Here is a 26,227-nt window from a genome sequence, read left to right as displayed (position 1 = left end):
CGGCGGGCCCTGCTCAGAGCCTGCCGCGCTCCCAGCCCCGGCCACCGGTGAGGTCCTGCCGGTGGGGAAGCAGGTTTCCGTAGCGGTGATCGGTGGCGCTGATCGCCTGCTCGTGCAGGAACGTCAGCAGCTCCACGCGACCGCTGGAGACCACCGCGCCGTCGAACAGCGCCACCTCCACGCGGTCCGCGATCGCCCGGCGCAGCGAGGCATCGACAGTGCCGATCACCCGCACCCGGCGCTGCGCCAGCTCCTTGATCCGCGCGGCGAAAGCGGCATCGTCCTCCACCCGCACCAGGCCGCCGTCCAGACCTGCCCGCTGCGCCGCCGCTTCCAGCTCGGCGGCCCCGCCGCCGGAGGCCACGGAGACCTCCACCGCGGCACCCACGGTGGCCGCCGCGTGCAGCACGCGCACCAGCTCGACGGGTCGCGCATCGGAGGCGGCCCGCACCATCACCGGCAGCGGCAGGTACCGCAGCACGTTGATCTCCCCGTGCAGATCCTGGGCGTCGCGCGGCGCGTAGGTGCTGGCGAAGTGCTCCCGATCGGAGTGGCGGGCCTCGTCCAGCCAGGCCGCCTCGAGCTGCGCCGGATCGGCACCACCGGCGGCGTCGCCCGGCTCGCGGTCCGCCGCGTCCATCAAGTGCACCAGGTAGTTGGGGCCGCCGGCCTTGGCCGTCTTCCCGATGGCCGAGCGCTTCCAGCCGCCGAAGGACTGCCGCTCCACGATCGCGCCGGTGATGCCACGGTTGACGTACAGGTTGCCGGCCTCGACATGCTCGGTCCACCAGGAGATCTCGGCCGGGTCCAGGGAGTGCAGGCCGGCGGTGAGCCCGTAGGCCGTGCCGTTCTGCATCCGCACCGCGTCCTCGAGGGTGGGAGCGTGCATGATCCCGAGCACCGGCCCGAAGTACTCAGTGAGGTGGAAGGGGGAGCCCTCCTTGACGCCCTCGCGCACACCGGGGGTGAACACGCGGCCCTCCTCGTCAAGCTGACGCGGCCGCGACAGCCAGGTCTCTCCCTCGCCCAGCTCGGTGAGTCCGGAGGCGAGCTTCTCGCCCGGGGGCTCGATCACCGGGCCCATCTGCACGGTGGGATCGATCGGGTGCCCCACGTGCAGGCTCAGCACGGCATCGGCCAGCTGCGCCATGAAACGGCGGGACCGGGACACCGACCCCACGGTGATCACCAGACTGGCGGCCGAGCACTTCTGGCCCGCGTGGCCGAAGGCGCTCGCGGCCACGTCCTTCGCTGCGAGGTCCAGATCCGCGTGCGGGGTGACCACGATGGCGTTCTTGCCGCTGGTCTCGGCCATGATGCGCAGCTCTGGGCGCCAGGAGGCGAACAGCTCGGCGGTCTCGTAGCCGCCGGTGAGGATCAGCTGGTCCACGCGCTCATCGGTGATCAGCGCCCTTCCGGTCTCGTCCTCGGGGACGTCGACGACGGTCAGCACGCCCTCGGGCACCCCCGCCTCGTGCAGCAGACGGCCCAGGTAGGCGCCGCAGCGTCGCGCCTGGGGCGCCGGCTTCATCACCACGGCACTGCCGGTGGCCAGCGGCGCGAGCATGCTGCCGGTGGGTATGGCGATGGGGAAGTTCCACGGCGGGGTGACCAGGGTCAGTCGCCGCGGGGTGAACGCGGTCTCCGCATCCGTGGCCAGGGCCTCCGCCTGATCGGCGTAGTAGAGCGCGAAATCGATGGCCTCGCTGATCTCCGGATCCCCCTGGTCCAGGGTCTTGCCGGTCTCCGAGGCCGCGACCTCCAACAGCTCCGCGCGGTGGGCGGCCAGCACCCTGGCTGCTCGTCGCAGCACCGCGGCACGCTTCTGGGCGGGCAGGGCCGCCCAACCCCGCTGTGCGTCGATCGCCTTCGAGAGCACCGCGTCCACGCCCTCGACCGAGTCCACCCGGATCCGCTGCGCCTCCTCGACGCCGATCCGGGACCCGCGCAGACGGTGCGTGATCATCTCCGCCCACCGCTGGTTACCCGGGGTGGACATGTCGGTGTCCGGGGTGTTGCGGAAGCGACCCGGCACCGCGGGGATCGCGGGAGAGCCCAGTTCCGGCAATCCCTCGCTCGCCTCGGCGGCGCGATCCTGGTCGCGGTGGGTGCGAGGGGAGGTCTCCTCCAGGGCGCGGGTGAGGGCGCGGGAGAAGCGCTCCATCTCGCGGTCGAACAGGGTCGGCTGGGAGTCCAGTTCGAACACGGCCGACATGAAGTTCTCGCTGGAGGCGTTCTCCTCCAGACGACGCACGAGGTAGGAGACCGCCACGTCGAACTGCTGCGGGGCCACCACCGGCACGTACAGCCGCATCGACCCCACAGACTCGCGGACCACCGCCTGCTGACCGGGCGCCATGCCCGCCAGCATCTCGAACTCGATGCCGCTGCTGGGCAGGGGGCGGATGCCGCGCTCGCGCATCAGCAGGTGCGCGAAGGCGATGTCGAACAGGTTGTGCCCGGCCACGCCGATGTTCACGGCCTCGAGCTTCGCCGGGTCCAGGGCCTCCATCAGCATGCGCTTGTACTGCGCGTCCGTGGACTCCTTGCTGAGCAGCGGCGCCTGCGGCCAGCCGTGCACGGACGCGTCGACCCGCTCCATCGCCAGGTTCGCTCCCTTGACCAGGCGCACCTTGATCGGAGCACCGCCTGAGACGACGCGCCTCTCGGCGAACTCGCGCAGGCGCGCCATCGCGGTGGGACAGTCGGGCAGGTACGCCTGCAGGACGATGCCGGCGCGGTAGCCGGCCAGCTCCGGCCGGTCCAGCAGCTTCTCGAACACCCGCAGGGTCAGCTCCAGGTCCCGGTACTCCTCCATGTCCATGTTCAGGAAGGTGGGGTGCTCTCCCCGGGCGGCGTCCAGGTACAGCGGCAGCAGGGTCTCCACAATATGGTCGACGGTCTGGTCGGCCGCCCACAACGGGAGATGGTCCACGATCGAGGACACCTTGATGGAGACGTAGTCGACATCAGGCCGTGCGGCCAGCTCCCGCACCCCCTGCAGGCGGCGGGCGGCCTCCTGCGCCCCCAGCACCGCCTCGCCGAGGGGGTTGATGTTGAGCTTGGTGCCGTCGGCCGTCATCCTCGCGATCGAGCGGGTGAGCGGGCCGGGGCGGGCGTCGAGGATCAGGTGGGAGACCATCGTCCGCATCACGGCCTGCGCGGTGGGGACCACCACCTGGGGTGCCAGTTTCGAGGCGGAGCCGCCCAGTGCCACCACGCGACGCAGCGCCGGAGGCAGGAACGCGGGCGGATCCTGGGCCAGCCGGCGCAGCTCCACCGCGGCGGCCTTCGGATCCTCGGTGCGGATCACCCGGTCCACGAAGGCGAGGGTGAACTCCAGGCCCTTCGGATCCTTCAGCAGATCCGCGAGGAGCTTCGCCGGGGGCGGGACCGGGCGGGTGCGCGCAGCCTGGACCCAGGTGCGGACCTGATCGGCGACGTCCTCGATGGTGATGCGGGTGGTCTGGCCGGGGGACTGCATGGATGACACCGTCGTCTGCTCCTCGAAAGCTCCGCGGGGCGGGCCGGGCGTACTGTGACCGGTCCTCTCCCGGGAACGATCGTAGATCCCGCTCGCCGATGATGAGGACAGGAACAAGAACGGACCTGACAGGGGAGGGGCCCACGCCGCTGCGGACCGCTTGGTCGACGCTTTCGCGGGCGGGGCCCCGAGCAGTGGGTCACATGGATGTGTGGGACGATGCACGCGACACGATCCCCGAACGTAGGAGGCACCCCGTGAAGAGGTTCCTGTTCATCTCCGGTCTGACCATCGGCTTCGTCGTCGGCTCCCGCATGGGCCGCGGCCCCTACGAGTCGCTCGAGCGCACCGCTCGGCAGATCGTCGAGGATCCCGAGGTCCAGCGCAAGGCCGCCCAGGCCCGGGATACCGCCGGGAAGGCAGCGCATGACGCCGCGGAGACCGTGAAGGACAAGGCCCCCGGCGTTGCGGAGAGCGCCAAGGAGAAGGCCGCCGGCCTGGCCGGTGGCGCCAAGGAGCGCGTCTCCGAGAAGAAGGCGGAGAAGCAGAGCGCGAAGCAGGACGAGGAGAAGGAGGCATCGCTGAACGAGGCCTCCGAGGACACTGCGACCGCAGGCGGTGACGCCGAGGTGGGCGAGGACCGTCCGCTCAGCTCCTGAGCGCTCCCGTTCCCAGGACGACGACGGGGCGGTGCCGGATCATCCGGCACCGCCCCGTCACTGCGTCCGCCCCCCGCCTGCCCCGGTTGCGTGCCCGCGCGGCCAGCGCGGACACCCGATGCCGTGCGATCGGGCCCGGGCCCTCGCGGGGGTGAGGTCAGCCCAGCACGTGCACCCCGGCGTCCTCCTGCTCGCGCATGAAGCATGCCCCGCACAGCGACTCGTAGGTGACGGCGGCCCCGTCGTCGATGGCCACCTGATCGCCCTCGAACACATGACGATCGTCCACCACGCGGCAGTTGAACTCGGCCTGGGAACCGCAGCGACACATGGTGGGCAGCTTCTCGATGTTGTCGGCCAGCTCGAACAGGCGCAGGGCACCGGGGAACGTGCGGGTGCGGAAGTCGGCCCGCAGCCCGTAGCAGATCACCGAGATGCCGTCCTCCTTGGCGATGCGGAACAGCTGGTCGATCTGGGCGGGTTCCAGGAACTGCGACTCGTCCACCAGCACGCAGTGAAGGGGGCGCAGGCCCTTGTCATCGGCCACGGTGTGGATGTGGGAGCGGATGTCCTCCCCGGGGGCGGCGAGCACGTCCACCTGGCGCTTCGCACCGCCGCGGGCCACCACCCAGTCCTCGCCCTTGGTGTCCAGGGCGGGCTTGACGGTGATCGTGGCAAGGCCCCGCTCGTCGTAGTTGTACGCGGTCTTGATCAGCGTGTCGGACTTCCCGGAGTTCATCGCTCCGTACTTGAAGTGCAGCTTGGCCATGCGGGAGTGCTCCAGGGGTCGAGGGTGCGGTGGGACTGGTGCGGGTCTGGGGGCGCAGGCGGGGTAGAGGAGGCGTGCGGGGCAGAGGAGGCGTGCGGGGCAGAGGAGGCGGGCGGGTCAGAACGCATCCAGCACCGAGGGGGGGGCCCGCCAGCAGGGCGTCGAGGAAGCGCCCGGCTGCGGGATCGGCATCAGCGCCCAGGCCCAGGCGGCGGGCGTCGGCCACGGTGCGTCCGCCGGTCAGCAGCAGCGAGGCGGCGTGGATGTCCAGGCGCACCACACCCACCAGCCCCTCGGTCCCCGACGAGGGGCCGGCCGCCGGGTCGGCCGAGGACTGCGGGAGAGGATCGGCGGTGATGCGTCCACCTGCCGCCCGGACCTTCCAGCTGCCGGCGGCCCGGCAGGTGCCCTCCGGAACGGTGAGGTCCTCGACCGTCAGCAGGATCGCGCCCTCGAGGCCATCGGGCGCGGGCCTGGCCTCGAGCGCCGCGGCCGTATCGATCACCCGCATCATCACGATGCCGGGCATGTCGGGGGCCGGGCGCAGCCTGCCGCTGGGCAGCACGTTCAACACCGGGTCCTCCGTGCGCAGCCGCAGGCGTGCGGTGGAGGTGACCGTGGACCAGGAGCCCAGGGAGCGCAGCAGGGCGGTGAGATCCTCGCGGGTGCGGCCGAGGATCTCGTGCACCTCCAGGCCCTCCTCGGAGGTGTGGTCGGCCGCACGGGTCCAGGAGATGTAGCCGTGGTCGCGGCCGTCGACGTCCTCCAGCAGCAGCGCCGACCAGCCATCGCCCGGCACGCCCTCGGGGAACAGTGGCCCCTCGCGCAGCAGCATGCCGTTGTCCTCGCAGGTCAGCTCCCGGTACAGGGCGCGCAGGCGCGGCATGGTCCGCTCGGTGACAGGGACCAGGCGCCTGTCGCCCACGGGGCGCAGTCGCTGCAGGTCTCCGAGCGGCACCTGAACCTCGGTCTCCCGAGCCACCTCCTGGTACCCGTAGCGGCGGTAGAGCGCGGGATTGGAGGGGTACAGCATCGAGAAGGCCATGCCCTCTCCCTGGCAGCGCGCGATCACCGCGGTGAGCAGGGGGCCGAACAGTCCGTTGCCTCGGTGCGCTGGATGCACCGCCAGACCGCCGATCCCCCCGCACGCGGCGACCCCGCCTCCGACGGCGATGCGGTCGTGGCGGATGCGGGCACCGGCCGCGATCACTCCGTCGACACCGCCGGGCAGGGAGGAGGAATCGATGCCGATCGCGGTCTCGGCCGGGTTGAACGGCCGTGGTGACTCGGCCGGTTCGCGCCCGCCGAAGGCTCCTGTGCTGAGCGCCCGGTAGGCGCGGGCGTCCTCGGCCCTCAGGTCACGTACTCGCATGGGGCGAGTCTAGGCGCGGCCCCGGCCGGGGTGCGGCCACGACAGCCTGTGCCTCCCGGCCCGCCCACCGGCCCCGCGTGCGCGGCATACTGACAGGGACGCATCCGAGCGTCGAGGAGGAACTGTGAACCCACGTCGTGAGCGCGGCACATCCGACAGCGCGCCCCGCAACGGGGCGCGCAAGCCCTACACCCGCCCCAACAGTGCGCAGCGCAGCGCCCGCGAGAACCTCTCGCGGCGCCTGAGGGAGGGTGATCTGCGCAGTGAGCAGCAGCGGCCGCAGCGGCACATCCCCGTGGGGCTGTCCACCTCCTCCGTGTTCCCTGCCGGGGTGGAGGAGTGCTTCCGCCTGTCCCAGAGCATCGGCTACGACGGCGTGGAGGTGATGGTCTCCTACCCCGAGGACTCGCAGGACCCGGACAAGCTGCGGGCGTACGTGGGGCGCTACCAGCAGCCCATCCTGTCCCTGCACGCGCCCACGCTGTTCTTCCTGCAGCGGCTGTGGGGCGGCGACCCCTGGGTCAAGATCGAGCGCACCGTCCAGCTCGCCGTGGAGCTGGAGGTGCCGACCGTGGTGGCACACCCGCCGTTCCGCTGGCAGGGCTCCTACGCGAGGGAGTTCGTGCACGGCGTCGCGGAGATCGAGGAGCGCTACGGGGTCGCGGTGGCGGTGGAGAACATGTACCCGTGGCGCCTGGGAGTGCGCGAGGTGATGGTGTACCTTCCCGATCACGACCCCACTGACGAGGACTACGCGCACGTGACGGTTGACCTCTCCCACGCCGCGACCGCCGGGGACGACGCCCTGGTGCTGATCGAGGGCCTCGGGGAGCGCCTGACCCACCTGCACCTGGCCGACGGCTCCGGCAACTCCACCAAAGACGAGCACCTGCCCCCGGGGGAGGGCAACCAGCCCTGCGCGGAGGTGCTGCGGCGCCTGGCCAACAGCGGCTGGGGCGGCTCGGTGCTGGTGGAGGTCAACACGCGCCCGTACCGCAAAGAGGGGCAGCGTGAGCAGGTGCTGCGCCAGTGCCTGCTGTTCGCGCGCCACCACCTGGGGCACCACCTCGAGGACGCCCAGGACGGCCGGAATGCTCAGGTCGGCCGGGATTCCAAGGACGCCACGGCAGCGGACACGGTGGGCTCCGGCACCGAGGTGTGAGCCGCCGACGGGACGAGAACTGTTGCCCGACGTGTGATCGGACACCCGTGAGCCGGTCACAGGGAAGCGGTGGGACAATGGGCGCCGCGGTTCAAGACACGACGAAGAACGAGGTAGTGCACGCTGATGGGGAACGGGAACACGCAATTCGTCCACAGGAACGCCTCACTGCTCTCGGTGGAGATGACTCTGCCCTCCGTGACGGTCACCTCCGACGAGATCGACGAGATGCTCACTCCCGCCCGCAAGCGTCTGCGCCTTCCCCGCGGTGTGCTGCAGCGCGTGGCCGGGGTGTACGAGCGGCGCTGGTGGCAGGACTCCCACAACGGCTGGCGGCAGGGCGTGGTCAGCGCCGCCGAGCGCGCCATGGCCAATGCCGGCATCACCCGCAACCAGGTGGGCCTGATGATCAACGCCTCCGTGTCCCGCCCCTATCTCGAGCCGGCCGTCTCCACCGCCATCCACCACTCGCTGGGCATGCCCACCAGCTGCATGAACTTCGACATCACCAACGCCTGCCTGGGCTTCGTCAACGCCATGAGCATGGCCGCCGGGATGATCGACGCCGGGCAGATCCAGTACGCGCTGATCGTCGGTGCCGAGGACGTCGAGGAGGTGCAGCGCGGCACCATCGACCGCCTGAACTCCAAGACCGCCACCCGCGCCGACTTCAACAACCAGTTCGCCTCCCTCACCCTGGGCTCCGGGGCGGCCGCCGCCGTGATCGGCCCCAGCGACAAGCATCCCGAGGGGCACCGCCTCAAGCTCACGCAGTCCCGCGCCGGCACCCAGCACCACGAGCTGTGCGTGGCCAACATGCAGGACATGCGCACCGACTCCTCGGGCCTGCTGGAGAACGGCATCGCCCTGATCTTGGACACCTGGAAGGACGCCAATGACGCCGGCCTGGACTTCCGCAGCATCGAGCACGTCATCCCGCATCAGGTGTCCATGGTGTACACCCGCAACTTCTCGAAGATCACCGGAGTGGGGATGGAGCGCATCCCGGTCTCCTTCCCCGACTGGGGGAACATCGCCGCCGAAGCCGTGCCGATGACCCTGGCGAACCACCAGCAGAACATCGCCCGCGGCGAGCGGGTGCTGCTGCTCGGCGTGGGCTCCGGACTGAACACCGCTTTCATGGAGGTGGAATGGTGAGCACGACCCCCAAGGGCCGACGCCGCGCCCAGATCCCCGAGGTCCCCGCCATGCCCGGCGTGGACCCCCGCATCTCCCGCACCCTCGAGGTGCGCGACCACGCCGGCGAGATGCGCCGCTGGCATCTGCTGGACTCCGCGCCCCTGCTCGCCGAGCGGGGCGTCACCCCCCGCGGCACTCTGCTGGCCGTGCACGGCAACCCCACCTACTCCTTCCTGTACCGCAGCCTGGTGCGCGAGGACATCCCCTGGCGTGTGATCGCCGTGGACCAGCTGGAGATGGGCTGGTCCGAACGCACCGGCGTCACCCGCCGCCTGCAGGACCGCATCACCGACCTGTCCCTGCTCACCGACGCCCTGTCCCTGCGCGGGCCGGTGGTGACCGTGGGCCACGACTGGGGCGGGATCATCTCCACCGGATGGGCGCTGGACAACCGCCACGACGTGGTGGGCATGATCCTCACCAACACCGGCATCCATCAGGAGATCGGGGAGAGCCTGCCCAAGGCGCTGCAGCTGGCGACCACCCCCGCCTTCCTGCCCGCCTCCACCTCCCTGACCGACACGTTCCTGCGCACCACGCTGTCGCTGTCCAAGCCAGCACTTCCCGCCGAGGTGCAGGACGCGTACCTGGCGCCCTACCGCAGCCGCGCCCGCCGCAAGGGCATCGAGACCTTCGTGGCCGACATCCCGGCGGATGCCTCCCACCCCTCCCGCGCCACCCTCGAGCGGCTCGCCGAGGGCATCCGTGAACTGCACGTGCCCACCCTGTTCGCCTGGGGCCCGCGCGACATCACCTTCTCCGACCGCTACCTGCGCGACCTGCTGGAGCGGGTGCCCCACGCGGACGTGCACCGCTTCGAGGAGGCCTCCCACCTGGTGTGGGAGGACGCCGATGTGTCCACGCTGGTGGCCGGATGGCTCCAGGACACCTTCGGCACCGAGGACCGCGCACGCCGCGTGGACATCGCCGATCCTCAGCAGCGCTCCCGCCGCGCCGTGTCCACCTATGCCGAGCAGGCCCCCGAGCGGTACGTCGGCGAGCCCATCGGCCGTCTCGCCGCCGATCCCGCCCATGCCCACCGCCCGGCCGTGGTGGAGCTGTCCGGACCCGACGGCGAGCGCCGCCAGATCTCCTGGTCGCTGCTGAACCGCCGCGTGGAGGACATCGCCGCCGGCATGCTCGCCCACGGCATCCGGCCGGGGGACCGGGTGTCGATCCTCATCACTCCCGGGGCTGACCTCACCGGCGTGCTGTACGCCTGCCTGCGCATCGGCGCCGTCGCCGTGATCGCCGATGCCGGCCTGGGCACCGATGGCCTCACCCGCGCCGTGATCGGATCCCATCCGGACTGGATCATCGGCATCAACCGGGCGCTGGTCGGCGCTCGCGCCCTGGGCTGGCCCGGCCGCCGCATCAGCGTGGCCCAGCTGCCCACAGTGGACCGCACCGTGTTGGGCGTGGAGACCTCCGTCGCACAGCTGGCCGCCTCCGGCTCGCAGATGCGGGACCTGGGTGCCCCGCTGGACGCCCCCTGGCCCGATCCCGAGGTCGATGCGGCGATCCTGTTCACCTCCGGCTCCACCGGGCCCGCCAAGGGGGCGGTGTACACCCACCGCCAGATGTCCGCGATGTTCACCGCGGTGGGCGACACTCTGCAGTTGGACCCCGAGCGTGGCCTGGTCGCGGGCTTCGCGCCCTTCGCGCTGCTGGGCCCGGCCCTGGGTGCCCCCAGCGTGGTGCCCGACATGGACATCACCCGTCCCGGGGAGCTCACCGCGAGCGCCCTGGCCAACGCGGTCGACGCCCTCGGCTCCCCGGCCGTGTTCACCGCGCCCGCCGCTCTGCGGAACATCCTGAGCACCGCCTCTGAGCTGGACGATGCGGGCCGGGCCGCCCTGGCGCGTGTGCCCAGCTTCTTCTCCGCCGGTGCGCCGATCGCCGCGCACATGCTGCGGGAGCTGCGGGGCCTGATGCCGAATGCGAGGGCCCTCACCCCGTACGGCATGACCGAGTGCCTGGTCGCCACCGCCATCGACCTCGAGGGCATCGAGGACGCGGGCCCCGGCGCCGGAGTGTGCGTGGGCAGGCCCGTCAGCCGCGTCCAGGTCGCCATCGCCGCCATGGACGCCGAGGGGGAGACCACCGGGGAGATCACCGACCGCGCGGATGTCACCGGCGAGATCCTGATCCGCGCCCCCCACGTGCGCGACCGTTACCTGATGCTGTACGGCACCACCCGCAGCGCCATGCGCTTCGAAGGATGGCACGCCACCGGCGACGTGGGCCATCTCGACGCTGACGGGCGGTTGTGGGTGGAGGGCCGTGCGGCCCACGTGCTGGCCACCGCCGACGGACTGTTCACCCCGGTGCAGGTGGAGGACGCAGCCGAGACCGTGCCCACCGTGCGCCGTGCCGGCGCCGCGGTGGTGGGCCCGCGTGGCACCCAGCAGGTGGTGGTGATCCTGGAGACCGAGGACGGCTACCGCCCCGGTGCGCCCGGGCGGCCCCGGCCGGCCGAGACCTCCCTGCAGGAGGCCGTGCGCCGTGCCGTGCGCGAGCGCGCTGGTGTGGAGGTCACCGCGGTGTTCACCACCCGTGCCCTGCCCACCGACATCCGCCACAACTCCAAGATCGACCGGGCGGCACTGTCGCGCTGGTCGGAGCAGACCCTGCGCGGCGAGCGGGCGGAGGCACTGTGAGCGGCCGCAGGATCCTGGTCACCGGCGCCTCCGGGATGCTGGGCGGTGCCGTGGCGACCGCCCTGCGCGACCGCGGTGAGGAGGTGCGCGCCTTCCAGCGCCGCCCCGCCGGCATCGACGGGGTCACCGACGTCAACGGCTCCCTCACCAGCGCGGAGGACGTGCGCCGTGCGGCGGACGGCTGCGATGCGGTCATCCACCTGGCCGCGAAGGTGTCCATCTCCGGTCCGGAGAGCGAGTACCGGGATATCAACATCGGCGGCACCCGCAACGTGGTCGGCGCCCTGCGTGCTCAGGGCGGCGGCCAGCTGGTCAACGTGTCGTCTCCGTCGGTCGCTCACCTGGGCACCGCGATCGTCGGCCTGGGCGCGACGCCTGCGGATCCCGAGCACGCCCGCGGCCCCTACGCCCGCACCAAGGCCGCCGCCGAGCTGCTGGCCATGGAGGCCGACGGCCGCGACGGCCTGCTGGTGACCTCCATCCGCCCCCACGTGGTGTGGGGTCCGGGGGACACCCAGCTCGTCGGGCGCATCGTGGACCGCGCCCGCAGCGGCCGCCTGCCCCTGCTGGACGACGGCATGGCGCTGATCGACACCACCTACGTCACCAACGCCGCGGACGCGATCGTGGCGGCTCTGGACCGCATCGAGGACGTCCACGGCGAGAGCTTCGTGGTCACCAACGGCGAGCCCCGCACCGTGCGGGACGTGTTCAACGGCTGGTGCGACGCCGCCGGGGTCCCGCGGCCCCGCATCAAGGTCCCCGGCTCGGTGGCCCGCGCGGCCGGGCGCGTGGTGGAACGGCTGTGGGAGATCCGCCCCGGGGCCGACGAACCGCCGATGACGGAGTTCCTGGCCGAGCAGATGTCCACCGCGCACTGGTTCGACCAGCGCCGCACCCGCGAGCGCCTCCAGTGGAGCCCGGCCGTCAGCATCGACGAGGGATTCGAACGACTCGCGGACTGGTATCGCGCTCACCCCGTCGTGGGTGCACAATAGCCCCTGATGAACCAGAGCCTGAACCAGAACCAGAACCGGGCCCAGGACCAGGCCGGCCCCCGTGCCGAGCAGGATGGCACGGGTACGGAGCCGGCCGGCACCCGGGCCGAGGACGATGCCGCACTGATCGCGGAGATCGACGCGGAGCTCGCGGCCGAGCGCCGCGCCAAGCCCCGCGCCAGCACTGCACTGACCGGTGCGGTGCTGCTGATCGGCGGCTTGGTGGGCTGGATCGCAGCGCTGAACCTGCTGGTGGACAAGCTGTACCTGCTGTCCAACCCCGGCGCCACCCTCGCCTGCGACATCAACCCGTTCATCTCCTGCGGCACCGTGATGATGACCTGGCAGGCCGAGGCCTTCGGCATCCCCAACATGGCGATCGGGCTGGGCGGTTTCGCCATCATGGGCGTGCTCGGTGCGCTGATGCTCAGCGGCACCACCCTGCCCCCGTGGATGCGCTGGGCACGGCTGGGCGGGATGACCTTCGCCTTCGCCTTCGTGCACTTCCTGGCGTTCTCCGCGATCGTCATCATACGCACTCTGTGCCCGTGGTGCATGGTGGTGTGGGTCGCCACCGCCCCCATGTTCTTCGCGACCCTCGCCCACACCGTGGAGAGCGGCGACCTGCGACTGCCCGGTCCGCTGGCGGGGATCCTGCGCCGCTGGGTGCTGCTCACCCTGGCCTGGTACCTGCTGGTGGCCCTGGTGATCCTGATCGCCTTCTGGGGCCAGTGGATGGCGACCCTCGGCATCGGCTGATGAGCGGCGAGTCGGCCCCCAGCGAGGTCGCATACGCGCGCAGTGCGGGAAGACCTGTCTCCCACGCCGGTGAGGTTCCTCCCCAATGACGGGTTCTCCCCATCAGCGGCCGTAGTCCCGTGAGGGCGGTGCCGAGTCCCTAGCGTCGGACCCATGGGAGCAGGACACGGACGGCCGTTGCGCAACCGGCCCGGGCGGCATCGACGCGGTGGAGAGCCGCTCGTCGAGCACGTGGATCACAGGGCCGAGACGCCAGCGCGTCGACTGTCGCTCCCGGCGCCCAGCCCGTCGTCCCTGGTGGGCATCGCGGTGCTGGTCCTGATCGCCGCGGGCGCCATCCACCTGGGGTCCGCCGGCTCTGCCGTGCCGCTGGAGGAGCGCTCCCCGGTGAGCATGTCCGAGACCGCCGATCCCTCCCCGGCGGCTGGAGGGTCGAGCGGGGACGCGACCACCGACGATGCGGACTCGCAGCCTCCGGGCGCTCACGATCCTGATGCCTCGTCGGAGGAGGCCAGCGGAACTGCAGGGGGCGAGCGGGCCGAGGATCAGGCGCCCTCCGAGGTCGTGGTCCATGTCTCCGGTGCCGTGGAGAATCCTGGCGTGGTCCGGCTCGAGCTGGGCGCCCGGGTGCAGGATGCGGTCGATGCCGCCGGCGGAGCAGCGCCCGAAGCGGACCTGGCGGCGGTGAACCTGGCCCGCCCCGTTGCGGACGGTGAGCAGATCCACCTCCCGCTGCCGGGCGAGGAACCGCCACCTGCGGCAGCCCCGGAGCTGGGGCAGGCACCAGGCACGGGCGGCTCCCCGGGCAGCGGGGCCGGCGGCACCTCGAGAGATGTCCTGATCGACATCAACACTGCCAATGCATCCCAATTGGAGGAACTGCCCGGCGTGGGACCGGCAATCGCCCAGCGGATCATCGACCACCGGGAGGCCAATGGCCCCTTCCGCTCGGTGGACGACCTGATGGAGGTCTCCGGCATCGGACCGGCCACCCTGGAGAAGATCCGCGACCAGGCCACCGTGAGCGGATGAGGGCGATCGATGCGGTGGAACGATCTGCGCCTGCTGCCCAGCGCCGCGGCCATCTGGAGCCTCGCCGCGGTCGGCATCCTGCTCGGTGCACAGGCGGCCATCGCGGCGTGCGCGGTGCTGTGCTCGAGCGTGCTGGCGGCCATCGTGGTGATCCCGCGGCGAGCCATCACCCACATCCTGTTCGCGCACCTGGCCGTGGTAGCACTGGCAGGGGTGCTGCTGTTCCCCGTGCTGCTGCGCCACGATGAGACCAGCCGCGCCCTGCACACTGCGGCCGAGGAAGGGCTGGTCGTCCAGCTGGCCGTCACGGCCCGCGCTGATCCGGCGGCACCCAGCAGCGGACCGGAATGGTCCCGCTCAGGTCTGCAGATGATGGCCCGCACGATCCCTGCGAGGGTACGGATCGGCGCCGAGGAGGGGAGCGTGCCCGCCTCCGTGCCGGTGCTGGTGCGCTCCTCCGGCGAGGAGTCCCAGGCTGCCCTGGGCCAGGTGCGCGGGGGCCAGGACGTGTGGGTGCGCGGGACCGTCCGCAGCTCCGGCGGTCTGCTGGTGCTGAGCGTCACCGAGGCACGGCCCATCCCTGACACCGGGATCTCGGCCACCGCGCAGCACCTGCGTCACCGGCTGCGGGACCTCGCCCGGGAGAACACCGCCCATCTCCCGGCCGATGAGGCCGCCCTGGTGCGCGGCATGACCTCGGGGGACACCCACGGCCTCGGGCAGCGCAGCGAGGAGATCATGCAGCGCGCCGGCATCTCGCACCTGGTGGCGGTCTCCGGCGCGAACATAGCGCTGATCCTCGCCGCGGTGATCGCGCCCCTGCTGCTGGCCGGGGTGCGCAGGCGCCCGCGCCTGATGATCGCCGGCATCGCCATGGCCGGGTACGTGTTCCTGGTGGGGGAGGAGCCCAGTGTGCAGCGCGCCGCCACCATGGCTGCGCCGGTTCTGATCGCCAGGTTCGCGGGGGTGAGAGCCTCACCGGTCGCAGCACTGGCCCTCACGGTCGCACTGTGGTCCGTCCTGGATCCGGTCACCGCCGCATCCATCGGCTTCGCTCTTTCCGCCCTCGCCACCGGGGCGATCCTCATCGCTGCACCGCCCCTCGCAAACGCGATCACCGAGGCGACTGGCGAGAGGGTCAGTCGGGTACCCGCCCTGGTGCTGGCCGTGCCGCTGGTGGCGCAGCTTGCTGTCACCCCGATCCTGATCACCCTGGCCCCTGAGGTCTCCGCCTGGGCCGTGCCGGTGAACATGCTGGTGGGTCCGGTGGTCGGCCCCACCACCGTGATCGGCGTGATCGCACTGCTGCTGGGTCCCGTCTGGCCAGCCGCCGCGCAGCTTCTCAACACGATCGCCGCGGGCGGTGCTCACGTGGTCCTGCTCATCGCCGGCACCGCCGATGCTCTGCCCGGTTCCCGCATCCCCGTTCCCGAGGGAACGCCAGGAGTGCTCCTGGCCATCGCCGCCCTCGCCGTTGCTGCGGTCGCAGTGGCGGGGCGGCGATCCCGCACCGTGCGCTGGGTGATGGCGGCGCTCCTGGTCGCGGGGACAGCCCCGGCGCTCGCTCCCCTTCTGCCCGGTCGGGCCGGGAAGGAGTGGAGCGTCGCTGCCTGCGCAGTGGGGCAGGGCGATGCCGTGCTGCTGCGCAGCGGTGGATCCACCGTACTGATCGACACCGGCCCGGAGCCGGAACCACTGCGGGACTGCTTGAACCGCTTGCACGTCGACGCGATCGACCTGCTGATCCTCACCCACCCACACGCCGATCACACGGGAGGCCGCAGCGCCCTCACCGGGGAACGGGCCCCCGCCGAGCAGTGGGTGTGCCCGCTGCCCCACGCAACGCGGGACGTGGCCGCCGGTGACATGGTCAGCTCCGTCGTCGCAGGGGAGACCTGGCAGCAGGACGGTCTCGTGCTCGAGGTGCTGTGGCCGCCCTCGGCGCGGGCCGCGGAATCCGCGGCGCTGCGGGAGGACGGCTCGGGGGAGGGGGACGCCGCCAACGACTGCTCGGTGGTGGTCTCGGCCACCTGGCCTGACGGCACCCGCCTGGTGTCCCTCGGGGACCTCGAACCCGTTGCCCAGCGAGAGCTCGCCGCGACGGTACCGGGGCCCGCGCGCATCGTGAAGGTGGCCCACCACGGTTCACGGCGGCAGGATGCGGGACTGTACGAGCACCTCGCCCCTGAGCTGGCACTGGTCACGGTGGGGAAGGAGAACAGTTTCGGTCACCCCACCGACCATGCCCTGGACCTGCTGGGCGACGTGGGCGCGCAGGTGGTGCGCACGGACAGGCACGGCACCGTGATCCTCCCGGCCGATGCCATCGACGAGCCGCTGTCCGTCGGACCACCCCGATGACGGGGCCGGCCATCCTTTCGAGCCAGCGGCCCGCCGCGCCTCCGCCCCGCGTCTACCGCTTTCTGCGATCCCGGCTGTCGCACCCGCCCGATAGGATCGCCACGTCCCGTTGTGAAGGAGTGCCCGTGAGCGATGTCGAGTGGCACAGCGTCGCCCTCGCCCCGATCGTGCTGGTCCACGGCACCGAATCGCTGATCGCCGAACGCGCCGTGCAACGGCTGCGCTCCCTGGCCCGGGAGCAGGACGATGCCGTTGCCTTCCACGAGCTCACTGCGGAGACCATCACCGCCGGGTCCCTCTCCCAGGTCACCAGCCCCTCCCTGTTCGGGGAGCCGCGCATGGTGATCGTGCCCGAGCTGCAGGCCGCGCCCGAGTCGCTGATCACCGAGATCCTCGCGTACATCCCCGCCCCTGAGCACGACGTCACCCTGGTGCTCGTGCACCGCGGCGGCAACCGCGGCAAGAAGTTGCTGGACACCCTGAAGAAGGCGGGCGTGCCCCGCGTCCCGGCCGATCCGCTCAAGCGCGTCGGCGACAAGCAGGCCTTCGTGGCGGCCGAGTTCGCACGGGCCGGCCGCCGCATCCAGCCCGAGGCCGTGGCCGCCCTGGTCGACGCCTTCGGAACAGACCTGGCCGAGCTCGCCGCGATGAGCCGCCAGCTGATCGAGGACACCACCCCCGACGAGGGCACGCAGGCGCAGCCCCTCACCCTGCAGGACGTGCGCCAGGTGACCGCTGGCCGTGTGGAGTCCACCGCCTTCGCCGTGGCCGATGCCGCGATCGCCGGCCGGGAGCGCGAAGCCCTCCAACTGCTGCAGCAGGCTCAGCTGGCCGGGGCCGACCCGGTCCCCATCGTCGCCGCGATCGCCTCCAAGATGCGATCGCTGGCCAAGGTGACCACCCCCGGCGCGAACGCCCGCAGTCTCGGCATGCCTGACTGGATGATCCGCAACCTCAGCCGTGACGCCCGCGCCTGGAACGACCGCTCGCTGGCCCGGGCCCTGGAGGCCGTGGCCCGCGCCGATCACGAGGTGAAGGGGGCTGGCCGTGACCCCCGCTGGTCCGTCCAGCACATGGTGATCGAGATCGGCCGCGCCCGCCGGGCGCGCTGAGGTCACCGCCCCCGGGCGCATCCCCCCGGCATGCGACGAGCCCCGCACGCCGGTGGCGTACGGGGCTCGAGTGGTTCAGCTCAGGGGCTGACCGGAGTCGTTCAGGCGCTGATCTTGGAGACCAGCTTGGCCAGGCCCGACTTGCGGTTGGCGGCCTGGTTCTTGTGGATGACGCCCTTGGAGACGGCCTTGTCCAGCTTGCGGGACGCATCCTTCAGGGCCTTGGCGGCGCCCTCGGCGTCACCGGCGGAGGCGGCGGTGCGCACCTTGCGCACGTAGGTCTTGAGCTCGGACTTGACCGCACGGTTGCGCAGGCGCGCCTTCTCGTTGGTCTTGTTCCGCTTGATCTGGGACTTGATGTTTGCCACGAAGACTTCTCTCTTGTGCTGTGGAGGTGGAACATCCGCGGCGGCCGAGGACCGCTGCCGACGGGGACGGGCGGTGGGGTTCGCCTGGAGACGTCGGTACCGGGTCGCTGCCGCGGGTACTCGCCCGGGTCGCACCTACCGGCGAACCCTGACACGGTGGGGCCTCCAGCATGCGCACACCGAACGGTATGTCACACATACGAGCGTCGACATTACCAGAATCGCTGATCAGCGGCACTGCCCCGGTGACGTGTCATCCGTCCCATCCGTGGACCTCGCGCGCGGCCGCCGCCACCCGGTCGAAGCGGTCCTCAGCCAGGCGCGATCCCTCGCGCCGCACCGCCTGCGGGCTCAGCCGCAGCAGCCGGTCCACCCGCACCTCACTGGGTCGCCCCTTGCTGTCCCAGGATCCCGATCCCACGTCGATCCAGGTGGCGCCGTGCTCGTCAACGTGCACCCCGTCGTTCTCGGCGCGGTCACGGGAGGTGCGCATCAGGGCCACCAGCACCGCGCCCTCGCCGTCGCGGCCGCCCGCGCGAGCATCCTCCTCCGCGAGCACCAGCACGGGACGGTCCTTGCCGCGGGAGAGGTCCTCCTCGTACGGCACCCACGCCCACACGATCTCCCCGGGATCCGGGTGGCCGTCCAGCCGCGGCGCGTACGTGATCGCCAGAGGCGCCGAGCCGTCACGGTCGGCGAGGGCCGATGCTGTCGCGGTGGACACTCCCGCTTCGCCCCCATGATCGTTCGCGCGCCGCCGCGCGGCCGACCCGGAGCGGCCGGAGCGCGTCTCGGAGACCGAGCGCACCGCGGCCCGGCCCAGGTCACGCGCCGTGCGGCGCACCGCGGGGGAGCGCGCGGCGGTGCGCAGCAGGGAGCTCAGACGGGATCCGAATGACATGGGGTTCACCTCTCCGGACGGTTCGTCCCCCTAGTGTGCAACGGCCCCCGCCATCATGCTGACGGGCCAGGACGTGCCTCGTGTGATGACGGTGTTAGATGGGGCCATGCCAGGCAACACCCTCTTCCAGGAGTACGACGCCGCAGGCGACGGCGACGAGATGTTCGCGCCGGACGGCCACGTGCGGTCCACGTACGGATTCCTCCACGAGGCCCTGTCCGGCCTGGGGCTGGAGGAGTTCCGGTCCCGTTCGGAGACGCTGGCGTCCAGCTATCTCGATCAGGGTGTCACCTTCGACTACGCGGGTGAGGAGCGTCCCTTCCCGGTCGATGCCATCCCGCGGGTCATCGCCGCCGAGGAATGGGCGCTGGTCTCCACCGGCATCGAGCAACGGGTACGTGCCCTGGAGGCGTTCCTCGACGACGTGTACACGGATCGTCGAGCCGTGGCCGACGGTGTGGTGCCGGGGTCGCTGCTGGACTCCTCCACCTACATCGTCGATGCCGTGCAGGGCTACCGCCCGCCCAACGGGGTGCGCATCCACATCTCCGGCATCGACCTGGTGCGCGACGGCTCCGGAGGCTTCCGGGTGCTCGAGGACAACGTGCGCCCCCCCAGCGGTGTCAGCTATGTGCTGTCCAACCGCCGCGCCATGGCCCAGGGCTTCCCCGAGCTGTTCTCCCATCGGCCCGTGCGGCGGGTCAGTGAGTACCCCGGCCGTCTGCTGGCCGCACTGCAGGCCGCGGCACCGCACGCCGTGGGGGAGGAGGCCACGGTGGTGGTGCTCACCCCCGGGCGGTACAACAGCGCCTACTTCGAGCACTCGCTGCTGGCGCGCACCATGGGAGTGGACCTGGTCGAGGCCAGCGATCTGGTCGAGCGCAACGACCGCATCTACATGCGCACCACCGCCGGCCTGCGCCGCGTGGACGTCATCTACAAGCGCACCGACGACGACTTCATCGACCCCGAGGTGTTCCGCCCCGACTCCATGCTGGGCGTGCCCGGCCTGGTGAGATCGATCCTGGCCGGCAACGTGGTCGTGGCCAACGCGATCGGCAACGGGCTGGGCGACGACAAGCTCACCTACACCTACGTGCCGGACATGATCCGGTACTACCTGGGCGAGGAGCCGGTGCTGCCCAACGTGGACACCTGGCGCCTGGAGGAACCGGAATCCCGCGCCGAGGTGCTCGACCGCCTCGATGAGCTGGTGGTCAAGCCCGTGGACGGATCCGGCGGCAAGGGCATCGTGATCGGGCCGGCTGCTACCGACGCCCAGCTGCAGGAGCTGCGCACCCGCCTCGAGCAGGATCCGCGCGGCTGGATCGCCCAGCCCGTCGTGCAGCTGTCCACCATCCCCACCCTGATGGAGGAGGGGCCCGAGCCGCGGCACGTGGACCTGCGGCCCTTCGCCCTCAACAGCGGGGAGGACGTGTGGGTGCTGCCCGGCGGCCTCACCCGCGTGGCACTGCCCAAGGGAGAGAGGATCGTGAACTCCTCGCGCGGGGGCGGCTCGAAGGACACCTGGGTGCTGGCCTCGCAGACCCCCACGCAGGTGGAGGTCTCCACCCCGGAGGGCGAGGTGCGCGTGGTCGAGCAGACCGGGGTGGACGAGCCCTTCGACGAGGACGAGGACCTGCTGGGCACCGAGCCCGAACCCGTCACCGCCGCCATCCCCATCCTCGACCTGGAGGACGAGGACCAGCCGGACCACGACGTGCAGCCCGACCCCGACGAGCAGGAGGAGCACAGCGATGCTCAGTAGGATCGCCGAGGCCGTCTTCTGGATCGGCCGCTACGTGGAGCGCGCGGACCAGACCGCCCGCATCCTCGATGTGTCCCTGCAGTCGATCACCGAGGACGCCACCCACGACGTCGGTCGTGCCTGCAAGGACGTGTACTCGATCTTCGGCGCCTCAGCGCAGGACCCGCAGGACCACACCGTCCAGCGGGTGCTGGACCGCCTGGTGACCGACCGGACGAACCCCTCCTCCGTCGCTGGTGCCCTGCAGACCGCCCGTGAGAACGCCCGGGGTGCCCGCGAGGTGCTCTCCACCGAGGTGTGGGAGTCGCTGAACACCACCACGCTCGGCATGGCCCGCTCGGTGCGGCCCTCCCGGATGCACGGCGCCTTCCAGTTCGCCAAGGACCGCTGCGCCGTGGTGAACGGCCTGATCGATGCCTCGATGACCCGTGACGAGGCCTGGCTGTTCCTGCGGGTGGGACAACTGCTGGAGCGCGTGGACATGGTCGCCCGCATCCTGCAGGGCCACGACCTGGAGGACGCCACCGACGGCAACGTGGTGATGCTGCTGCGCAGCTGCAGCGCCCACGAGGCCTACATCCGCTCCTACCGGGGCCGGGTGCGCGCCGCACGGGCCATCGAGTTCCTGCTGCTGGACTCGATCTTCCCCCGCTCGGCGGCGCACTGCCTGATCGAGCTGGACGAGGCCCTGGACATCCTGGCCAAGCTGCACGGCAGCTCCTTCGACCGCATGGGCACCGAGGACCCGGCCCGCCGGATCGTGGGCCGGGCCGCCGCCAGCCTGCGGTACCGCTCCCTGGACGACATCGTCGCTGACTTCGACACCGAGATGGAGCAGCTGCAGCGGGTCACCGTCGCCGTCAGCCGCGCCTTGAAGAGCACGTACTTCGAGCCCGGCACCTGACCGGCCGGGCCCCACCGACCCCGGCACCCCGGATGAGGACGTGATGGCACGAAGACCCCGCACCCCCGTTCCGCTGCGCGTTCCCGGACCCGGGCGCTGGCTGGTGCAGAACAGCCCGGCCGACCGGATGCCCAGCCACGGCACGCGCCTCTATGCCCTGGAGCAGTCCATCGACCTCACACCGGTGGGGGCGGACGGGCGCTCCGGCGCCTACACCCTCCGGTCGTTCCTGCGTCCGGAGGCACCGGAGCACTTCGTCGGCTTCGGCAGTGAGATCCGCGCCCCGATCGACGGCACCGTGCGGGCCGCGCACGACGGCGAACCGGATCACGCCGCCCATCGCGGGCTGCCCTCGGTGGGCTACATGCTCACCCAGCGTCGACGCGCGGCCGAAGGCTGGACCGGACTCGCTGGAAACCACGTGATCATCGAGGCCGACGCCGGCGTCGCCGGCCCCGCCGTGTTCCTCGCCCTGTGCCACCTGCGGCAGGGCAGCCTGATGGTCCGACCAGGCCAGCAGGTGCACCGCGGGAAGGTCCTCGCGCAGTGCGGCAACTCCGGCAACTCCACCGAGCCCCACGTGCACCTGCAGGCGATGGACGATGCAGATCCCACCCGGGCCCGGGCACTGCCCATCACCTTCCCCGGCGGCCTTCCCCGCAACGGCTCCGTGATCGAAGGCGAGTGAGCAGCCGGCGCCCCGGGGCATCGCACGGTTCGCCGGGTGAGCGTGAGCACTCGCGCCGTGCCCCGCTGAGTACCAACCCGGTGCCCGTGAGACGATGGACGGCGCGCCGCGACCGCGGTGCGCGCCTGCCACCACGACCTGCCACCACGAAAGGACGGATGCCGGTGACCCCGAGGATCGCCGCCGACGAGGCCGCGGACATCCAGCCCGCCTCGACGCCCCAGGAGCGCATCCGCAACTTCTGCATCATCGCGCACATCGACCACGGCAAGTCCACGCTGGCCGATCGCATGCTGCAGATGACCGGCGTGGTGGACGAGCGCCTCATGCGCGCCCAGTACCTGGACCGCATGGACATCGAGCGCGAGCGCGGCATCACCGTCAAGAGCCAGGCCGTGCGCATGCCCTGGCAGGTCGACGGCACCAACTACGCCCTGAACATGATCGACACGCCCGGCCACGTGGACTTCACCTACGAGGTGTCCCGCTCGCTGGCCGCCTGCGAAGGGGCGATCCTGCTGGTGGACGCGGCCCAGGGCATCGAGGCGCAGACCCTGGCGAACCTGTACCTGGCGATGGAGAACGACCTCACCATCATTCCGGTGCTCAACAAGATCGACCTGCCCGCCGCGGACCCGGACAAGTACGCCGCCGAGATCGGTCAGCTGGTGGGCGTCGATCCCGAGGACGTGCTGCGGGTCTCCGGCAAGACCGGCCAGGGAGTCGAGGAGCTGCTGGACCACGTGGTGCGCACCCTGCCCCACCCGGAAGGGCAGGTGGACGCCCCCTGCCGCGCCATGATCTTCGACTCCGTGTACGACACCTACCGGGGCGTGGTCACCTATGTGCGTGTGGTCGACGGCTCCCTCAAGGCCCGCGACCGCATCGCCATGATGTCCACCGGAGCGCACCACGAGCTGCTCGAGATCGGCGTGAGCTCCCCGGAGCCCAGCCCCACCCAGGGCCTCGGCCCCGGCGAGGTGGGCTACCTGATCACCGGTGTGAAGGACGTGCGCCAGTCCAAGGTGGGCGACACCGTCACCACCTCCGTGCGCGGGGCCACCGAAGCGCTGCCCGGCTACGCGGACCCCAAGCCGATGGTGTACTCCGGGCTGTTCCCGATCGACGGCTCCGACTACCCGGTGCTGCGTGACGCCCTGGACAAGCTGAAGCTCAACGACGCTGCCCTGAACTACGAGCCGGAGACCTCCACGGCCCTGGGCTTCGGCTTCCGTGTGGGCTTCCTGGGGCTGCTGCACCTGGAGATCGTGCGCGAGCGCCTGGAGCGCGAGTTCAACCTGGACCTGATCTCCACCGCCCCGTCGGTGGTGTACCACGTGACCATGGAGGACGGCACCCAGGTCGAGGTGCTGAACCCCTCGGACTTCCCCGAGGGCAAGGTGCGGGAGATCAGCGAACCGGTCGCCAAGGCCACCATCCTGGTGCCCAGCGAGTTCGTGGGCGTGGTCATGGAGCTGTGCCAGTCCAAGCGCGGCAGCCTGGGCGGCATGGACTACCTCAGCGAGGACCGCGTGGAGCTGCGGTATACGCTGCCGCTGGCGGAGATCGTGTTCGACTTCTTCGACCAGCTGAAGTCCCGCACCCGCGGCTACGCCTCCCTGGACTACGACGTCTCCGGGGAGCAGACCGCCGACCTGGTCAAGGTGGACATGCTGCTGCAGGGCGACCCGGTGGACGCCTTCAGCGCCGTCGTGCACCGCGACAAGGCCTACAACTACGGCGTGGAGATGGCCGGCAAGCTCAAGAACCTCATTCCGCGCCAGCAGTTCGAGGTGCCCATCCAGGCCGCCATCGGCTCCCGCATCATCGCCCGTGAGAACATCCGCGCCATGCGTAAGGACGTGCTGTCCAAGTGCTACGGCGGCGACATCTCCCGCAAGCGCAAGCTGCTGGAGAAGCAGAAGGAGGGCAAGAAGCGGATGAAGAACATCGGGTCCGTCGAGGTCCCCCAGGAGGCCTTCATCGCCGCACTGTCCTCCGACGCCGGGGACACCGGCAAGGACGGCAAGAAGAAGTAGGAGGTTCCGTGGACCCCGCGCACGCCCCCAGCGCATCGGCCGCGGCCGAGCCTGCGCCCGGACCCCCGGCGCAGCCCTCCGGGGCACCCCGCATCGCCGCCGTGTGCACCGTCGCCCAGCTGTTCCCGGTGCCCGACCGCGGCCTGATGAGCGGCATCGACAAGCGGCCCGTGGACCATCCCGTCACCCTGCTCACCCACGGGGTGCTGGGCGATGTGCAGGGCGATCGTGAGCACCACGGCGGCATCTTCAAGGCCGTCTACGCCTACGCCCGCGAGACCCGGGAGGCCTTTGCCGCAGAGCGCGAGCAGGAGCTGCCCGACGGCTTCTTCGGGGAGAACCTGGTGACCACCGGCTACGACACCGACGAGACCCTGATCGGGGAGCGCTGGCAGGTGGGCACAGCGCAGATCGAGGCCACCTGCCCCCGCACCCCGTGCGGCACCTTCACCGCTCGCATGGGGGACCGTCGCTTCGGCCGGCGCTTCACCGAGGTGGGACGCTGCGGCGCCTACTTCCGCGTGCTCACCGAGGGGGACGTCACCGCCGGTGACGCGATCGAGGTGCTGCACCGCCCCGAGCACGGCGTGACCATCGGCGACGCGTTCCGCGGCCTGGATGCCGAGCAGGCACGTAACCTGCTGGCATGGGCCGGGCAGACCGGCACCGTGCTGTACGAGTCCCTGGTGCAGGCCGCGCTGCGCGTGCTCGAGCGCGATGCCAATGAATCCGGCAGCACCGATCAGGCGCCCGTCGCGTTCCCCGACCGTCTTCGCTCCACCGGTCGTGGCCTGGGCTTGGGCATGGGACTGTGACCCCGGCACCCCCCGTTGCCTCCGGGCCCCCGGACCTGTCCGTCTACATCCACGTGCCGTTCTGCGCGGTGCGGTGCGGGTACTGCGACTTCAACACCTACACCGCCACCGAGCTGGGCGGGGGCGGCTCGCAGCGCGAGTACCCCGCCAACGCGATGCGCGAGATGGACCTGACCCTCGCTGCGGATGCGGCAGGCGGGTACCCGTACCAGCAGGTCTCCACCGTGTTCTTCGGCGGCGGCACCCCCACCCTGCTGCCGGCCGGGGACCTGATCGCGATGCTCGCTCACCTGCGCTCCCTGATCCCCCTGGCGCCGGGTGCGGAGGTCACCACCGAGGCGAACCCGGACTCGGTCACGCCGGAGTCCCTGGCCCAGCTCGCCGAGGGCGGCATCACGCGGGTCTCCTTCGGCATGCAGTCGGCGGTGCGCTCGGTGCTCAGCACCCTGGACCGCACCCATGACCCCGAGCGGGTGCCGCAGGTGGTGCAGTGGGCCCGGGAGGCGGGCCTGGCCGTCAGCCTGGACCTGATCTATGGCACGCCGGGGGAGACCCTCGCCGATGTGGAGACCTCCGTGCGCGCGGCACTGTCCTGCGGTGTGGACCACCTGTCCGCATACTCCCTGATCATCGAGGGGAACACGGCGATGGCGCGCCGGCTGCGGCGCGGGGAGATCACCCCACCCGACGGCGATGACATGGCCGACAAGTACGAGCTGATCGACGACCTCGCCACAGCCGACGGCCTGTCCTGGTACGAGGTCTCCAACTTCGCGCGCAGCCCCGCGCACCGCTCGCGACACAACCTCGCCTACTGGCAGGGCAAGGACTGGTGGGGCATCGGCCCGGGCGCGCACCGCCATCGCGACGGCCTGCGCTCCTGGAACGTGAAGCACCCCAGCCGCTACGCGGCGAAGCTGAACGCCGGGGAGCTTCCGGTCGCCGAGTCCGAACAGGTCGATCCTAAGGCCCGCCGCATGGAGCGCATCATGCTGGAACTGCGGATCATCGACGGGCTCGACGTGGACGTGGTCCCACCGGCCCAACGACCCATGCTGGAGGTGCATCGGGACCGGGGGCACCTGGATGCGGACGCCCTGGCAGCGGGCCGGGCGGTGCTCACGCGACCCGGCAGGCTCCTGGCCGACGCGGTGATCCGCGCCCTCGTGCCCGGAG

At 71.3% G+C, this 26,227-nt stretch carries 18 protein-coding genes and 2 pseudogenes; 15 read left to right on the top strand and 5 right to left on the bottom strand.

From position 1 onward, the window contains the following. Positions 1-13: 13 nt before the first annotated feature. On the bottom strand, positions 14-3,484 hold the full coding sequence (locus tag IOE58_RS08370; RefSeq protein ID WP_193865973.1) for a bifunctional proline dehydrogenase/L-glutamate gamma-semialdehyde dehydrogenase: 3,471 nt from the start codon (positions 3,482-3,484) through the stop codon (positions 14-16). 257 nt (positions 3,485-3,741) lie between these two features. Between IOE58_RS08370 and IOE58_RS08365 the strand changes: the two genes are divergently transcribed. Beyond that, the gene (locus IOE58_RS08365; protein ID WP_193865941.1) at positions 3,742-4,143 is read left to right on the top strand and encodes a hypothetical protein; all 402 of its coding nucleotides are present in this window, start codon (positions 3,742-3,744) and stop codon (positions 4,141-4,143) included. Between the two features lie 157 nt (positions 4,144-4,300). Here the strand turns inward: IOE58_RS08365 and IOE58_RS08360 are convergent, their stop codons facing one another. Together IOE58_RS08360 and IOE58_RS08355 are read right to left on the bottom strand one after the other, a co-directional pair. Further along, on the bottom strand, positions 4,301-4,912 hold the full coding sequence (locus IOE58_RS08360; protein ID WP_193865940.1) for a thymidine kinase: 612 nt from the start codon (positions 4,910-4,912) through the stop codon (positions 4,301-4,303). Between the two features lie 604 nt (positions 4,913-5,516). Next, positions 5,517-6,284 (bottom strand): annotated as a pseudogene (locus tag IOE58_RS08355) (GNAT family N-acetyltransferase); the annotation flags it as partial. A gap of 124 nt (positions 6,285-6,408) precedes the next feature. Here IOE58_RS08355 and IOE58_RS08350 point away from each other — a divergent pair. The 8 genes from IOE58_RS08350 (at position 6,409) to holA (ending at position 17,568) form a co-directional block, all read left to right on the top strand. Then, positions 6,409-7,446, top strand: coding sequence for a sugar phosphate isomerase/epimerase family protein (locus IOE58_RS08350; protein ID WP_193865939.1), 1,038 nt, complete (start codon positions 6,409-6,411; stop codon positions 7,444-7,446). Between the two features lie 126 nt (positions 7,447-7,572). Next, positions 7,573-8,604: a 3-oxoacyl-ACP synthase III gene (locus tag IOE58_RS08345; RefSeq protein WP_193865938.1), complete on the top strand. Its 1,032-nt coding sequence runs from the start codon at positions 7,573-7,575 to the stop codon at positions 8,602-8,604. Then, positions 8,598-11,306 carry an alpha/beta fold hydrolase gene (locus IOE58_RS08340; RefSeq protein ID WP_193865937.1) on the top strand — a complete coding sequence of 903 codons (2,709 nt, stop codon included), beginning with the start codon at positions 8,598-8,600 and terminating at the stop codon, positions 11,304-11,306. Before IOE58_RS08345 ends, IOE58_RS08340 begins: the two co-directional genes overlap by 7 nt. Then, positions 11,303-12,304, top strand: coding sequence for an NAD-dependent epimerase/dehydratase family protein (locus IOE58_RS08335; RefSeq protein ID WP_193865936.1), 1,002 nt, complete (start codon positions 11,303-11,305; stop codon positions 12,302-12,304). Before IOE58_RS08340 ends, IOE58_RS08335 begins: the two co-directional genes overlap by 4 nt. A gap of 6 nt (positions 12,305-12,310) precedes the next feature. Next, positions 12,311-13,063 carry a vitamin K epoxide reductase family protein gene (locus IOE58_RS08330; protein WP_193865935.1) on the top strand — a complete coding sequence of 251 codons (753 nt, stop codon included), beginning with the start codon at positions 12,311-12,313 and terminating at the stop codon, positions 13,061-13,063. A 153-nt stretch (positions 13,064-13,216) separates the two neighbouring features. Next, positions 13,217-14,095 carry a ComEA family DNA-binding protein gene (locus tag IOE58_RS08325; RefSeq protein WP_193865934.1) on the top strand — a complete coding sequence of 293 codons (879 nt, stop codon included), beginning with the start codon at positions 13,217-13,219 and terminating at the stop codon, positions 14,093-14,095. Between the two features lie 9 nt (positions 14,096-14,104). Next, a complete protein-coding gene (locus tag IOE58_RS08320; RefSeq protein ID WP_193865933.1) occupies positions 14,105-16,456 on the top strand; it encodes a ComEC/Rec2 family competence protein in 2,352 nt (783 codons plus the stop codon). A gap of 125 nt (positions 16,457-16,581) precedes the next feature. Beyond that, the gene (gene holA, locus IOE58_RS08315) at positions 16,582-17,568 is read left to right on the top strand and encodes a DNA polymerase III subunit delta (RefSeq protein ID WP_193865932.1); all 987 of its coding nucleotides are present in this window, start codon (positions 16,582-16,584) and stop codon (positions 17,566-17,568) included. A 101-nt stretch (positions 17,569-17,669) separates the two neighbouring features. Here holA and rpsT read toward each other — a convergent pair whose 3' ends face one another. Continuing rightward, the gene (rpsT, locus tag IOE58_RS08310; RefSeq protein ID WP_193865931.1) at positions 17,670-17,936 is read right to left on the bottom strand and encodes a 30S ribosomal protein S20; all 267 of its coding nucleotides are present in this window, start codon (positions 17,934-17,936) and stop codon (positions 17,670-17,672) included. Positions 17,937-18,189: 253 nt separating this feature from the next. Then, complete coding sequence (locus tag IOE58_RS08305; RefSeq protein WP_193865930.1) at positions 18,190-18,837, bottom strand: type II toxin-antitoxin system PemK/MazF family toxin; 648 nt, start codon at positions 18,835-18,837, stop codon at positions 18,190-18,192. A 106-nt stretch (positions 18,838-18,943) separates the two neighbouring features. On the opposite strand from IOE58_RS08305, the gene IOE58_RS08300 reads away from it, so the two are divergent. The 6 genes and pseudogenes from IOE58_RS08300 to hemW form a co-directional block, all read left to right on the top strand. Next, entirely contained in the window at positions 18,944-20,605 is a 1,662-nt protein-coding gene (locus IOE58_RS08300; RefSeq protein ID WP_193865929.1) for a circularly permuted type 2 ATP-grasp protein, read from the top strand. Next, positions 20,595-21,509: an alpha-E domain-containing protein gene (locus IOE58_RS08295; RefSeq protein WP_193865928.1), complete on the top strand. Its 915-nt coding sequence runs from the start codon at positions 20,595-20,597 to the stop codon at positions 21,507-21,509. The genes IOE58_RS08300 and IOE58_RS08295 overlap by 11 nt, the downstream gene beginning before the upstream one ends. A 43-nt stretch (positions 21,510-21,552) precedes the next feature. Next, positions 21,553-22,197: a M23 family metallopeptidase gene (locus tag IOE58_RS08290; RefSeq protein WP_193865927.1), complete on the top strand. Its 645-nt coding sequence runs from the start codon at positions 21,553-21,555 to the stop codon at positions 22,195-22,197. 158 nt (positions 22,198-22,355) lie between these two features. Further along, positions 22,356-24,236 carry a translation elongation factor 4 gene (gene lepA, locus IOE58_RS08285; protein ID WP_228019346.1) on the top strand — a complete coding sequence of 627 codons (1,881 nt, stop codon included), beginning with the start codon at positions 22,356-22,358 and terminating at the stop codon, positions 24,234-24,236. Between the two features lie 8 nt (positions 24,237-24,244). Continuing rightward, complete coding sequence (locus tag IOE58_RS08280; protein WP_259890633.1) at positions 24,245-25,051, top strand: MOSC domain-containing protein; 807 nt, start codon at positions 24,245-24,247, stop codon at positions 25,049-25,051. Next, positions 25,048-26,223: pseudogene (hemW, locus tag IOE58_RS08275) on the top strand (radical SAM family heme chaperone HemW); the annotation flags it as partial. The gene IOE58_RS08280 and the pseudogene hemW, both read left to right, overlap by 4 nt. Between the last annotated feature and the right edge of the window lie 4 nt (positions 26,224-26,227).

Source organism: Brachybacterium epidermidis, assembly GCF_015209585.1.
Taxonomy (GTDB): Bacteria; Actinomycetota; Actinomycetes; order Actinomycetales; family Dermabacteraceae; genus Brachybacterium; species Brachybacterium epidermidis.
This window is presented reverse-complemented; position numbering and strand designations above follow the sequence as displayed.